General features: G+C 60.2%; 12 protein-coding genes and 2 pseudogenes. 7 read left to right on the top strand and 7 right to left on the bottom strand.

Annotation, left to right across the window (positions count from 1 at the left end; all coding sequences use genetic code 11):
- Positions 1 to 224 precede the first annotated feature (224 nt).
- The 3 genes and pseudogenes from RSO01_RS47855 to RSO01_RS37585 all read left to right on the top strand — a co-directional run bounded on the left by RSO01_RS47855 (position 225) and on the right by RSO01_RS37585 (position 1,791).
- Positions 225 to 371 (top strand): hypothetical protein, encoded by a 147-nt coding sequence (locus tag RSO01_RS47855; RefSeq protein ID WP_170303657.1) that lies wholly within the window; start codon positions 225 to 227, stop codon positions 369 to 371.
- Positions 368 to 720 (top strand): annotated as a pseudogene (tnpB, locus tag RSO01_RS37580) (IS66 family insertion sequence element accessory protein TnpB). The gene RSO01_RS47855 and the pseudogene tnpB overlap by 4 nt, the downstream one beginning before the upstream one ends.
- A 222-nt stretch (positions 721 to 942) precedes the next feature.
- Positions 943 to 1,791 (top strand): IS66 family transposase, encoded by an 849-nt coding sequence (locus RSO01_RS37585; protein ID WP_507763596.1) that lies wholly within the window; start codon positions 943 to 945, stop codon positions 1,789 to 1,791.
- A gap of 9 nt (positions 1,792 to 1,800) precedes the next feature.
- Here RSO01_RS37585 and RSO01_RS37590 read toward each other — a convergent pair.
- Positions 1,801 to 2,181: pseudogene (locus RSO01_RS37590) on the bottom strand (response regulator transcription factor); the annotation flags it as partial.
- A 323-nt stretch (positions 2,182 to 2,504) separates the two neighbouring features.
- Between RSO01_RS37590 and RSO01_RS37595 the strand changes: the two are divergent.
- From RSO01_RS37595 to RSO01_RS37605, 3 genes are all read left to right on the top strand, one after another.
- Positions 2,505 to 3,974, top strand: a complete 1,470-nt coding sequence (locus RSO01_RS37595) for an MHYT domain-containing protein (protein WP_147155743.1) — start codon at positions 2,505 to 2,507, stop codon at positions 3,972 to 3,974.
- A gap of 826 nt (positions 3,975 to 4,800) precedes the next feature.
- The gene (locus RSO01_RS37600; RefSeq protein ID WP_147155744.1) at positions 4,801 to 5,493 is read left to right on the top strand and encodes an antibiotic biosynthesis monooxygenase family protein; all 693 of its coding nucleotides are present in this window, start codon (positions 4,801 to 4,803) and stop codon (positions 5,491 to 5,493) included.
- 603 nt (positions 5,494 to 6,096) lie between these two features.
- Complete coding sequence (locus RSO01_RS37605; protein WP_147155745.1) at positions 6,097 to 6,348, top strand: hypothetical protein; 252 nt, start codon at positions 6,097 to 6,099, stop codon at positions 6,346 to 6,348.
- Here RSO01_RS37605 and RSO01_RS37610 read toward each other — a convergent pair.
- The 5 genes from RSO01_RS37610 to RSO01_RS37630 form a co-directional block, all read right to left on the bottom strand.
- Positions 6,294 to 7,190 carry an alpha/beta fold hydrolase gene (locus RSO01_RS37610; protein ID WP_147155746.1) on the bottom strand — a complete coding sequence of 299 codons (897 nt, stop codon included), beginning with the start codon at positions 7,188 to 7,190 and terminating at the stop codon, positions 6,294 to 6,296. The genes RSO01_RS37605 and RSO01_RS37610 overlap by 55 nt on opposite strands.
- 933 nt (positions 7,191 to 8,123) lie before the next feature.
- Positions 8,124 to 9,359, bottom strand: coding sequence for a 5-aminolevulinate synthase (gene hemA, locus RSO01_RS37615; RefSeq protein WP_147155751.1), 1,236 nt, complete (start codon positions 9,357 to 9,359; stop codon positions 8,124 to 8,126).
- Positions 9,360 to 9,669: 310 nt separating this feature from the next.
- Positions 9,670 to 9,918, bottom strand: coding sequence for an aspartate/glutamate racemase family protein (locus RSO01_RS37620; RefSeq protein ID WP_147155747.1), 249 nt, complete (start codon positions 9,916 to 9,918; stop codon positions 9,670 to 9,672).
- Between the two features lie 69 nt (positions 9,919 to 9,987).
- The gene (locus tag RSO01_RS37625) at positions 9,988 to 10,395 is read right to left on the bottom strand and encodes a winged helix-turn-helix domain-containing protein (RefSeq protein ID WP_147155748.1); all 408 of its coding nucleotides are present in this window, start codon (positions 10,393 to 10,395) and stop codon (positions 9,988 to 9,990) included.
- A 135-nt stretch (positions 10,396 to 10,530) separates the two neighbouring features.
- A complete protein-coding gene (locus RSO01_RS37630) occupies positions 10,531 to 11,166 on the bottom strand; it encodes a response regulator transcription factor (protein ID WP_147155749.1) in 636 nt (211 codons plus the stop codon).
- A 288-nt stretch (positions 11,167 to 11,454) separates the two neighbouring features.
- Here RSO01_RS37630 and RSO01_RS37635 point away from each other — a divergent pair, with 288 nt between their 5' ends.
- Positions 11,455 to 11,949, top strand: coding sequence for a response regulator transcription factor (locus tag RSO01_RS37635; RefSeq protein WP_246159079.1), 495 nt, complete (start codon positions 11,455 to 11,457; stop codon positions 11,947 to 11,949).
- On the opposite strand, the gene RSO01_RS37640 is transcribed toward RSO01_RS37635, so the two are convergent.
- Positions 11,915 to 12,936: sensor histidine kinase (locus RSO01_RS37640; RefSeq protein ID WP_147155750.1), on the bottom strand; the 1,022-nt coding region annotated here is incomplete at its 5' end. The genes RSO01_RS37635 and RSO01_RS37640 overlap by 35 nt on opposite strands.

Here is a 12,936-nt window from a genome sequence, read left to right on the forward strand (position 1 = left end):
CGGTGTCGTCATTGGATCCGGACTGGGCGAATGCAACCGTTGCAATGACCGCGCAGGAAACCGCTCCGACGATCAGTGGGGTAATGCGCATCTTTCTTCTCCGCGACATTGAGTGATCCAGTCGTCACCCTATAGGCTCTCTGCGATCTCTGGTTCCTGAAGACGTGTCCGATCATCCACCTTGCAGGGCGACCCGCTGCTCAGGCGTGAGAACCTGATCGCGGATGACGAGCAGTCCGTCGATCGACCCAAGCCTGGTACAGTTGGCGAAAAAGGTTGTCGCCCATGGGCTGGCGCAAGGCGGCGCCGATGACTTTCGCCCGATAGAGGCGACGGCGCTGCGGGCGGTGCTGGCCGCACTCAAGGCATGATCGCGGTCTCGGCTGGATTGAAGGTCTTGGTCGCCACCAAAGCGATAGACTTCCGCAAAGGTTGGATGGCCTCGCTGCGCTGGTGAAGGAACACCTGGGTGCTGATCCGTTCTCGGGCACGGTGTTCGTGTTCCGCGCCAAGCGCGCCGACCGGATCAAGCTGATCGTCTGAGACGGCACGGGCCTGTGTCTCTTCGCCAAGCGTCTGGAGGAAGGCACGTTCCGCTGGCCAAAGATCGAGGACGGGATCATGCGCCTCACCCCCGCCCAGCTCTCGGCCCTGATCGAAGGGCTGGACTGGACGCGCGTGCGCGATGTCGAAGTGCGCGCACCAACCGCCGTACTGTAGCCTACGGCAGATTGACTCGGTGTCGCTTACGCCGCGCGGTTGGCCTTGGTGATCAATGCACGGCAGGTAGAATTCTTGGCGTGATTCCTGACGCCGACACGCTCCCCACCGATCCAGATGCCTTGCGTACGCTACTGCAGGCCGAACGAGCACGGCATGCGGAAGCGATTGCTCGTGTTGAGCGGGAGCGCGATGCCGCAATCGGCGAGAGCGCCAGGTTGCGTGCCATCATCCAGACGCTGCAGCGTCATCTTTGGCCGCCGTTCGGAACAACTCGATCCAGATCAACTCGCGCTCGGGCTTGAGGACACGGAGCAGGCGTTGGCCTCGGCCGAAGCCAAGGAGGACGCTGCTCGTCCGGTCCACGCACGCTCGGCGCGGCGCAGGATTAACCGCGGCGCATTGCCGAAGAGCCTGCCGCGGGTCGAGACCATCATCGATATCGAGAACCGGAGCTGCCCCTGCTGTGGTGGCGCGTTGCATGCCATCGGCGAGGACGTGGCCGAGCGGCTGGACGTGATCCCGGCCCAGTTCCGGGTTCTGGTCGTGCGCCGCCCCCAAGTATGCCTACCGCGCCTGCCCGGCACGATGGTGCAGGCACCAGCGCCGCCGCGGTTGATCGAGGGCGGCCTGCCGACCGAAGGGCTGGTCGCCCATGTCATCGTCGGAAAGTACGCGGATCACTTGCCGCTCTACTGCCAAGCCCAGATCTATGCCCGGCAAGCCATCAAGCTCGACCGCTCGACGCTGGCCGACTGGGTTGGGCGCGCGGCCTGGTCCTGCGTCCCTTGCACGAACGCCTGCTGGAGCATCTGCGATCGTCCACCAAGCTGTTCGCCGATGAGACAACTGCACGTGCTCGGTCCTGGACGCGGCCGGACCAAGACCGGCCAGCTAGTCGCCTCCACGAGGCCCGTGCCATTGGCCTACTCGATCGCGAATGGGCGGAGGTATTCGCATCTGGTGAAGAGGAGATGGATTACGCCTTCTCGTTCAGCGTGGATGTCATTCCGGTGCGCGAGCGCTGGCTTGGATACGTCCCGCACACGGGCGTCGAAGGAATGCTCATAGGCCACCGCGCCAGGCTCGGTCTTGTGCAAGGGCGAGTTGGACCGCATCCAGCAGATCCTCGTCGCGGAACGGCTTGGTCAGGAACTTGATCGCACCACCCTTCATCGCCTGCACCGACATCTGGATGTCGGCATGTCCGGTAATGAAGATAACCGGGATACGTGTCTCCGCCGCCGTCAGCTCGCGCTGATAATCAAGCCCGCTGCGTCCTGGCAGCCGCACATCGAGCACCAAGCAAGCCGGGCCGTTCGGCCGTCCGGATGCCAAAAACTCGTCTACTGACCTCCACAATTGCACTTTAAAACCGACGGACCGGAGAAGACGGCTAAGAGATTCGCGAGTGGCGAGATCGTCATCGATGACAACGACAGTCGGTTGTTCCTTATCCATCGCTTGCGCCCGCCGCAAAAGACTTGGCGATCTACCGGATTGCTGAGAACCATACCAGACACGGGTCGACCAGGCCACTGCGCCTGCGGTAGGCCGCATCCGCGCATTCATGATCCGAGCACAGCCGATCGCCACCCAAACGCCGGCTTCGGGCGTCCAGCCACGGCTGCGCGGGGTTCTGGCGGCTGGTGGTGGCCCATCGAACCTTGCCAATTGCCCTTGCGTGGCGCATCGTGCTCGTCAGGAGCCGGCATCTGGGGAATGTCGGTTGCCATGTCTCGGATGGTACCTCGCTCGTCTCTGCTACGATATGGAGGCGATCCATGTTCGTTACCGGAACATACGATCCGTACCTCGTTGCCCTGTCCATCCTGGTCGCTGGCTTCGCGTCTTACACGGCCCTGGATCTCGGCGAAAACGTGGCGCTGGCCCAAGGACCCACGCACCGCATCTGGCTCGCGGCGGCCGCGCTCACCCTGGGAGGCGGCATATGGTCGATGCACTTCGTCGCCATGCTCGCCTTCGTGCTGCCGATGCCGATGTCCTACGATGTCGGCTTGACCGTCCTTTCCCTCATGCTGGCGATCTTGGCCACAGGCGGCGGCTTCTACGTTATCAGTCGCCCGGGCGTATCGCGCCCCCGCCTTTTCCTCAGCGGCGTCTTCATGGGTATCGCCATTTCCGGCATGCACTACACCGGCATGGCGGCCATGCGGGGACCCGTCGAATTGAGCTACGACCCCCTGTGGGTCGCGCTCTCCGTGATCATCGCGATCGGCGCGGCGACGGCGGCGCTGTGGCTGGCGTTCCGAACCAAGGACACTGGGCGGAAGCTCGCCGCCGCCATCGTCATGGCTATCGCCATTTCCGGCATGCACTACACCGGGATGCGGGCGGCCGTCTTTACCGCTCCCGCCACGATGGCCCACGAGGGCGCGACCCTCGATCAGAACACCCTGGTGCTGGCGATCGCCGGTATCACGCTCGCCGATCTGGCCGCCCTGTTCGCCTCCGTGTCCAAGCGCAACCGCGCCGAGGAGGCCCTGCGTCAGACGCGGGCGGAACTTGCCCATATCCAGCGGGTCACCACCATGGGAGAGCTGGCGGCCTCGATTTCACATGAAGTCATGCAGCCGCTCGGGGCGGGAGTCACCAATGCCGAGGCGGCCTTGCGCTGGCTTAGTGCCCAGCCGCCAGATCTGGACGAGGTCCGGCAGGCGATTGGTGGTGCCGTCAAGGACGGAAGGCGTGCGCTCGAGATCATCGGCCGCATCCGTAGCCTCATCAAGAAAGAGCCCCCGCGGAAGGATGCCTTGGAGGTCAACGAAGCGATCGTTGAGCTCATTGCATTGTCCCGTGACGAAGTAATGAAAAACAATGTCTCGGTGCAGGCGCAACTCGCGGAGGGCTTGCCGCTCATTCAAGGAGATCGAGTCCAACTGCAGCAAGTGATCCTTAACTTGATCATCAACGCCGTCGAAGCGATGAGCGGTGTTAGCGAAGGGTCGCGCCGGTTGCTGATCGCCACTGGGAAAGATGCATCGGGCAGAGTGCTCGTCTCCGTGCAGGATTCTGGCCCGGGACTGAAACCGGAGAGTGTTGAACGCCTATTCGACTCATTCTACACCACCAAGCCCGGCGGCACGGGCATGGGGCTATCGATCTGCCGTTCGATTGTCGAAGCTCACGGGGGACGCATATGGGCCACCCCGAACGCCGGGCCAGGCATCACCATGCAATTCACTTTGCCGATCAACGATCAAGCCACGGCATCGGGGATGGGTATCTCGTGATCTCGCACGCGGCGGTTCAGACTCGCCTTGCCAAATCCAACACCCGGACGCACTCCAGCGCGTTCCAGCCGTCATTGGGACGAGCGGTAGCCGCGCTATCGTGCGGCGACAGCGTTCGGCGCTTCGGCACCAGAAGATGCGCGTCGGCCACGATATAGGCAACTTGGCGCCGTCCAAAATCGGACCGGTGTTCACGTGGAACACTGCTACGGTCATCTGGATCCTCAGGCTGGGATCTTCGCTGATCACGCAGACAGCTGCACCGTTGCTGCGGTAGCCATACGGCGACGGTGCCAAGCCAATTGCTGTAGTCGTCACACCTGGACGGTTGGTGCCCCTCGCCACTGGTACCGCCAGCCGAATGCAGAGCCGTCACGGATAGAATGTGTGACAGGGCCGATGCCAAGGGGCATAGCGGACCGGCCGAGCGTACAATGCCCGTCCGTCACTCCGGGGGAGATCGGTCTTCCCCGGTTTTTACAGGGTGGCCGAACGCAACCACCCCGCCGCCATTGCGACTTTCGAGTGGGCGGTCGACACTGACCGGTCGTGATTCCGCCACCGTCTGCTCTCTCTATCGCAATTGAAATCAAGTCCAACGGTTATCGTCTCCCTCTTTCAATGTGGCCTCGAACGGAAGACCCAACACCCCATGGCATTTACCAACCTCGCCCGTCTTGGACTCACGCGTAGGTGGAGGTTTTTGTAGTATCGGACACCTGTCCTGGACCTCCGGATTTCGTCTTCGCGGCAGGGTGTCGCTTGCATCGTAGCCCGACACGGCCGCGAGGTTTGCACGACTGACATGAATTCAATAGGACTCCACATGTTCTCAGTTCTATTCGAGGTACAGCCCAAACCCGAGAAATGGGACGAGTATCTCGGCAGTGCGAAAATGCTGCGACCTGAATTGGAGCAGATCGATGGCTTCGTCGACAACATTCGCTACAAGAGCATGCAGCGTAAGGGATGGATCCTGTCGTTGTCGAACTGGCGTGACGAAAAGGCTGTGGTGCGGTGGCGAACTACGCAGAACCACCATCTCGTCCAGCAAATGGGCCGCGACGACATCCTGGAAACCTACCATCTGCGCGTCGGCGAGATATTTGCCGACAACCAACTTCCGGCGGGATTGAAACTACTGAACCAGCGTAACGACGAGACCGAAATCGGCGAAGGGACGATGATCACGATCATCACAGCGACCCGTCCGTCCGGCCATCCGAGCAATATCACGGCCTGTTCTCAGTTCCTGGGCTTGGATATTTACTCCGGGGACGCCCTCGTCGATTGGGACCTATGCGACGCTGTCCTGACGCCAGGCGACATGTGCCTCCAGTTGGTGTGGAAAGACTGCGGTGCCGTCAAGTACTTCGAAGATGGAGAGCGGATGCTGCTTCCGGAGACGCACCGCATTCGCCACGTCCGTGTCATTCGCGATTACACGATGCTCGATCGCCGCGAGGCGCCGCAGTACTACCCGGCAGTGAGCCGCGCCGCAGATCCACATCAGCATTAGGTCGCGGCACTCAAACATCGAATAATGTCGGACAAGAAGCAGTAGTCGGAGCAAAGAAATTCGGCATTCTCCTGGTCGGGTCGTTGGTACATCTTCAGCTGCGCCTCTCTACTCATGGCCTCCGCCAGTTAAGCGGATTAGCGAGGGCGCTGGAAATCCATGTTCGGGCTCGCGTTATTCACGGCCTTGTCCGCCTTCTTTTGGCGTGGGGACAAGCGCGCTCGTGGTGAACATGATCCTTGGCACAAGAGAGTTGGCGGCGGGTTTCTTCTGAGGGCCCCGCTCGCAATCCTGTAGAACGACTTCATTGGCACAGTGCGCAACCGCGCGTTCGCGTTCTGAGGCGCCAGCCGCTCTCGCCGCCGGCCGAATCATCGGCGCCTTGATCACTAAATGGACCTGTCCACTTCGAGGGTCGCGCGGCCCTAATGCGAGGCGGCTTGACCTGCTCGGTACCGTCACATTTAGAGCCGGGCTCGCTCCGCTGATGTGAACACTGATCTACAGGAACGTTGCGGGGAGTGGTCGAGCCCTTCCATCGTCTCCGCCTTGCAGTCGCCTACGTGACCCTGCTCGCCTTAGTAAAGGTCCATAGGTCCGCCAATGGTCGAGTTTGTGGTGCTGCGCCGGCGGACATTCGTCGCCACGGTGCCGGCAATGATCGGCTACGGCATCAGCGCGCAATTCATGGTCTTCTTTCTGCTCCCGTATCTGGAGAGTGCCTGCAGGTTTAAGACACTGACTGCAGGCGGACAGATCCGCGGCACATTGCCCTGTGAAGGTTTTATCGCCGCCGGCCGCTATCGTGCGATCGGGCGGACGTTGGCCACGACCTTCCGGTCGAGAAAGTCATGAATCAGCGGGCCGATCCTCTCGAGGTCCTCTTCCAGCGCGAAGTGACCGGTATCGAAGAAGTGAACTTCGACGTCTTTCAGGTCGCGCTGATAAAGACGTGCACCCTCGACCGTGAAGATCCCATCGTTTTGGCCCCAGACAATGAGCGCGGGAGGTTGATGCGCCCGGAAATAACTCTGCCAGCCGGCATAAGACTCAAGGTTCGTTCTGGCGTCGTATAAAATGAAGAGCTGGATTTCCTTGTTACCAGGACGGTCCTGATAGGCTTGATCAATGACCCAGTTATCTGGACTGATGGACTCTGGGTTGCGGGCACCATGAACATAGTGCCACTTTGTGCCCTCCATAGTGAGCAACCAATCCCGCAACGGTTTCTCGTTTGCGACAGAACAGTCCTGCCAATACGCAAACAGTGGCTTGGCGAAGTCCTGGTTTATCCCTTCGAGATACGCTTCGCCGTTCTGAATCACCAAGGCGGTGACGCGGTCAGGACGTTTCACCGCGAGGCGATAACCGACCGACGAGCCGATATCCGATAGGTACATGGCATAGGATGAAAGCCCAAGCCGGTCCGTGAACCGCTCGATCACGTCGGTCAAGTTGTCAAAGGTGTATCGGAACTTGTCGATGCTTGGAACCGAACTTTGCCCATAGCCCGGAAAGTCAGGAGCCACGACATGATACTTGTCCGCGAGGACGGGGATGAGGTTGCGGAACATATGCGACGATGACGGAAAGCCGTGAAGCAGTAGGAGCACAGGCCCATCTTGCGGTCCGGCTTCGCGATAGAAGATGTCGATGTCGTCGATGCGGACGTTTCGATGCGCGATAGTCGCGGACATATTTCGTCTCCATGAATTGGCGTCGATGCGTTTCAGTCGTGGCGTGCCCTCGCGACGCAACGCGACGCCCCGGTTTGGGCGTCGGCGCCTCTTGGCGAGCTCGCTGAGAGGGAAGTTAGCCCGGTCCCAGCAAGCAGAGGTCCTGAAAGCGTGTCTCAGCGTCGTGTGCGATTCGACGTAGCGAGAAGCATCATCGACCCGGCGATCAATTGCGGAGACATCCCGACTATGTTGTAGACGATGGGACACGATCAATAGAATTTCGGTAGAGTCAGTTCGTTTAAGAAGCCTGCAAGGTGCCGTCCACGTCCCGCGTCGCCATGGCTCTCGTCACCGCTCAAAGTGCCCCGACCATGACGTCGCACAGTGCCGCCGCCAAGATACCCATGAGGGCATCCGCCAGGACCATTGCGAACATCTACCCTTCCCGCTTTGCCCGCCGCCCGTATTGCGCTGGACACGACTCGCATCCCATCAACACTTGCCCATGAAGGCGGGGTGTTCCCAGGAAAGAAAACACCAGTCAGAGCATGTCCAGATCAGGCCCTCGCGAACTTCGCCGTCGAAGTGATAGTGCCCCAGATGAATGACACCGCCCCACAAGCCAACCTTCGCACTGCAATTGGGACAGGTCGCGGTTTCGGCCAATCTCTCAGGCGGCACGAAAATAGTGGGGCTGGCTGAATGAAGCATGAGAACCTCCATCAGAAAAAGTGAGCGCGCGTAGTAGGTCGGTCCGTGTTTTGTGAATGCGAGGGCATCGGGTTCCTTGCAATTGGATACTTGCTTCGTCGCTTCGACTTTCGAGGGACGCCGATTGCCATCACCCGGTTCCCCCTTGCGTGAGGCTGAGACACCCCGCGCGTGCCACGCAAAAGGCCTGCCCCAGCAACGATGCAAACGTAGGTCCAGAACGATGGGCGTGCCTCTCGTTCATGATGGTTTTCCGTTGACTGCAATGCCCAAGTCCAATCCCAAGGTCCGCCAGACGTGCTGCAGGGCCTCGACCAAATAGGCAATGTCTTCGTCCGAATGCAGGGGTGTCGGTGTAAGGCGCAGCCGCTCTGTACCGCGGGGAACGGTCGGATAGTTGATCGGCTGCACGTAGATGCGATAGCCGTCGAGCAGCAGGTCGCTGGCCTGCTTGCAGCGCGCCGCGTCGCCCACGAGAACCGGCACGATATGCGTCGCCGAGGGCATCAGGGGCAGGCCCGCATGGTGCAGGCGATGCTTGAGCCGTTCCACTCTATCCTGGTGTCGGACGCGCAGTTCGAGATTGCACGAAACGTGGCGAATGCTGGCGAGCGCGGCCGCCGCGATCGCGGGCGGCATCGATGTCGAGAAGATGAATCCCGCGCCAAAGGAGCGTATGAAGTCGACGGTTGCCGCACTCGAAGCGATGTATCCGCCGATCACGCCGAAGGCCTTGGCGAGCGTCCCCTGGATGATGTCCACCTCTTCCAGTGCGCCATCGCGCTCGGCGATGCCAGCGCCGCGCGCGCCGTACATGCCGACGGCATGTACTTCGTCCAGATAGGTCAAGGCCCCATGACGATGAGCTGCCTTGCAGATCTGGCCGATAGGGGCGACGTCGCCATCCATCGAATACACCGATTCGAACGCGACGATCTTGGGCGTCGCCGGGTCAGAGGCAGCCAGCAGCTCTTCGAGGTGGTCGAGATCGTTGTGCCGGAAGATCCGACGGACAGCGCCGGAATGGCGAATTCCGGCAATCATCGACGCGTGGTTCAATGCATCGGAGTAGATTTCGCACTTGGGCAGTGCGGCGCCCAATGTCTGCAACGTGGTTTCGTTGGCCACGTAACCTGACGTAAAAACCAGTGCGGCCTGCTTGCCGTGCAGAGTCGCGAGCTCGCGTTCCAGCGCCACATGAGCGATGTTTGTTCCCGAGATGTTGCGCGTACCGCCGGCACCCGATCCCTGGGAGCCTACAGCGGCCTGCATGGTTTCGAGCACGGCGGGGTGCTGACCCATCCCTAGATAGTCGTTGCTGCACCACACGATGACATCACGGGGCGGCTGCCCTGGCCGGTGCAGGCGGGCCTTAGGAAATGCACCCACGATTCGCTCCAATTCGGCGAAGTGGCGGTAGCGTCCCTCATCACGCAACGCGTTGAGCTGGCTGACGAAGAAGCTGTCATAGTCGATGCCGACACTGGGAACCAAAGCCCGCTGCGTGCGAGAGGCGTCGATGTCCTTGATTGAGGCACACTCCGCAGGAACGGGATTCGTGGAAGAGTTGGTTGAAGCGCTGAGAACGCTTAGCCTGCTCATGAGCGAACTCCGAAAAGCGAGTTGATGGCAGGAGACTTACAGTTGTAAGGCCTTGTCTTCCATTGCACGTGAGCTGTACGAGGCACAGCTGTAGTTGCACTAGCTTAGAACGTTGGCTTAGTAGAACAGCGGCCTTCAATAGGATCGGATAGACCACGCCCAAACATCCAGTGGCTGGGGTTCATCAAGACCGCGCGATGGCCTGATCGACCGCAGGCTCGGCATCGATCGTCGTGGTGTCGACCAGAGGCGCTGTGCTGTCCTGGGGTTTCACCAGCAACTTGATCTCCGTGCAGCCAAGAACCACGGCTTCCGCGCCACGAGCCACAAGCCGGGCGATCACCTCGCGATAAGGCCTGCCGGGAAGAAGGCTCGGCCCGCTCTGGAGGAGTTCCAGCCGGCAGCAGGGGCGACCTCGTTGCGGGTCCTGCAAGTGTCAAGCAACACCGCAAACGCGGCGAGGAGCCACTCGCGCTCCGTTCTGCTACCCCGTCACACTGACTTACGCGATGAAGCAGTAGCCACGTCCGGGGATGTTGATGATGAACCGATTCCCATCCTGCCCATCACGCAGCGCGTGACGCAGGGCAGACATATGAACCGTGAGATCTGCGGACTCAGCAAGGGCATTCGGCCAAGCCTGAGCGAGCAAGTCTTGCTTACTGACCAGCTCGCCACGGCGTTCAAGCAAAGCAATCAGGATCTCCAAAGCACGACTTCCGAGAGGAACGTGCTTGTCGCCTTCCAGAAGAAGAAACTGCGTCGGAAGCAGGCGAAACGGTCCGAATGTTGATCCTGATGCACGCACCATAATCTCCCGTACTTTGACATGGTCGTTCGCCGGCAGATGCCGTGAGGCCAATCTAAGGATTCGAGGGTCCAGGAACAATTCCGCGTTGGTGGCGGCCAATGCGTGCTTTCGTTGCGTGGCCTACACTTAGATTTACAGGCCGCTTACCGACTTCGACCGAGAACCGGATGATGAGTGCTGGGGCCGGTCCTGTCGCGGGTCCGCCCGCGGATAGCACGCCGCAAGGACGACAGCTCAGGAGCGTTGCGGCGGGTCGGGCACAAGCTTGAGCTTGTCAGCCATCCGGCCGAGCTCTGGTAGCGAACGAGCCTGCATCTTCTGCATTGCCCTGCTGCGATGCACCTTGACCGTTGCTTCGGCGATGCCGATATCGTGCGCAATCTGTTTGCTCAGGCGGCCGCGGGCGACCTCAATCACGATCTCACGCTCCCTGGGGCTCAATGAACCGAAGCGCTCCCTGAGACCGGCCAGGTCCCTCTCATTTTCACGCCGTGCACGATCGCGAGAGAGACCGACCTGAATGGCGTCGAGGAGATCCTGATCCCGAAACGGCTTCGTCAGGAACTCGATGGCACCTCTCTTCATAGCCTGCACGGACATTGGGATGTCGCCATGCCCGGTGATGAATATGATCGGGATCTCTCTGTTTGCTGCGGCGAGCTCACGCTGAAGATCGAGGCCGCTTTGGCCAGGCAACCTGATGTCGAGCACCAGACAGGTGGGCCCATCCGGTGAATCAGACTCTAGGAAGTCAGAAATGGAGCCAAATAGAAGAACGTTGATGCCGAGCGATCGCAACAGCCGTCCGACCGACGCGCGCAGATCTGCATCGTCGTCGATGACCAACACCGTAGGGGGTGCGTCAGACATCGCTGCTACCCGGAAAGAATCGCGAAAATCGGCCAGTGTCTTGGTTGCAGGTCTAGCTAGACCACGCACTTCTAGTCCCAATCATGGAACCTGAACAGCCCTTGTTTTCCTAGAAGATGCACGGGGTAAACCAAAGCTTACGCATACTGACACAATTCGCCGCCGTCCGACGAGGATCGTAACCACCGGCTAATTTGGCGGAGGTCGACGTCAGACATGCAAAGGGCCAGACGACGATACGACGACTCGAGGCGCTTGGACATAAGCCAAAGTTTATGGGGCACCGACATGGCACTGGTGGCATGGTTGTTACGTGCGGAACACATCCATGCGGAGCGTCGGCATAGCTCGCCGCTCGGACGATGGGGCCAGCTAATGGCCACAGGCGGCATGATGAAAAGACTGGTGGTTTCGGTCGTCGATGATGATCGGTTCTTTCGTGAGTCCATGTCCAGGCTCATGAGATCGATGGGCTATACTGTCGACATTTTCTCGTCTGCGGCCGATTTTCTCGGGTCGCCGCGCCTCGCTGAAACAGCCTGCCTGATCGCCGATGTCCAGATGCCCGTCACGACCGGGCTCGAACTCTACCGACGCCTTATCGACACGGGCCACGCGATGCCGACGATTCTCGTGACCGCGTTTCCTAATGACATTGATCAGACTAGCGCCCTGAAGGATGGGGTCGTGTGTTACCTGCGCAAGCCGGTAGATGAGGAGCGTCTCACGCGCTGTGTTCGCGAGGCTCTCAAGTCCGCTCGCTCGCCTGAAGAGGATTTGTGAACTCTGCGTCGGTGCCAGGCAACGTGAACTGGAACACGGCGCCGCGCGGCTTGTTCGCCTCCGCCCACAGCCTACCGCCATGAGCATCGATGATGGACCGGCATATCGACAGCCCCATCCCTGTCCCACTGGGCTTGGTGGTGTAGAAGGCGTCGAAGACCCGTTCGAGATGCTCCCGATCAATCCCCGGCCCGGAATCGCGCACCGCTACGACGACGCCTACTTGATCCTCCTTTGTACTGATCGACAGCTCCCTCGCCCCCTCCCCTACCGAGCTCATTGCTTCAGCCGCATTCAAGATGAGGTTCAGCAAGACCTGTTGGAGTTGAACGCGATCCCCCTCAACGGGAAACAAACCATCCGCAAGCCGGGTCTGGACCGAGACACCATTCCGATTGATGACGCTGCGCGCCAATACGATCACTTCGTTGATTGCCGTATTGAGTTCGAACCGCTCCTTTCGCGGTGGCGCTTTCTTCATTTGCTCTCGAATGCGATCGATGATGTCTCCGACTCGATCAGCATCGCCAACGACACAGGCGAGCGCTTCCCTGACCTCGCCCAGGTCTGGCGGCTGCATCTTCAGAAAATTCTCGGCCGCCCGGGCGTTGTTGCGCGCGCTGGCAATCGGCTGCGTGATTTCATGGGACAGCGAGGCGGCCAACTCTCCCATCACGCTCACCCGGTTCATGTGGGCAAGATCCGATTGCATCTGCTGCAACCGCACCAGCGCCTGCGTGCGATCCTCGATGTCAGTTAGTAGTACGTACCAGCGGACAATATGCCCGGAAGCACCGCGGATCGGCACGCCGCGATTGTCAAACCATCGATATTGGCCGTCGAAACGCCGCAGGCGATGCTCGAGCTGGTAGGGGATCCCGGATGCGATCGATCCTGTGAAAATTTCAGCGAGATGAGGAAGATCCTCCTGATGCACTGTTCCGTTTGTTCGCCACTCCCTCAATTCTTTCAATGACTGGCCGCAAT

The organism is Reyranella soli (assembly GCF_007992495.1).
GTDB classification, from domain to species: domain Bacteria; phylum Pseudomonadota; class Alphaproteobacteria; order Reyranellales; family Reyranellaceae; genus Reyranella; species Reyranella soli.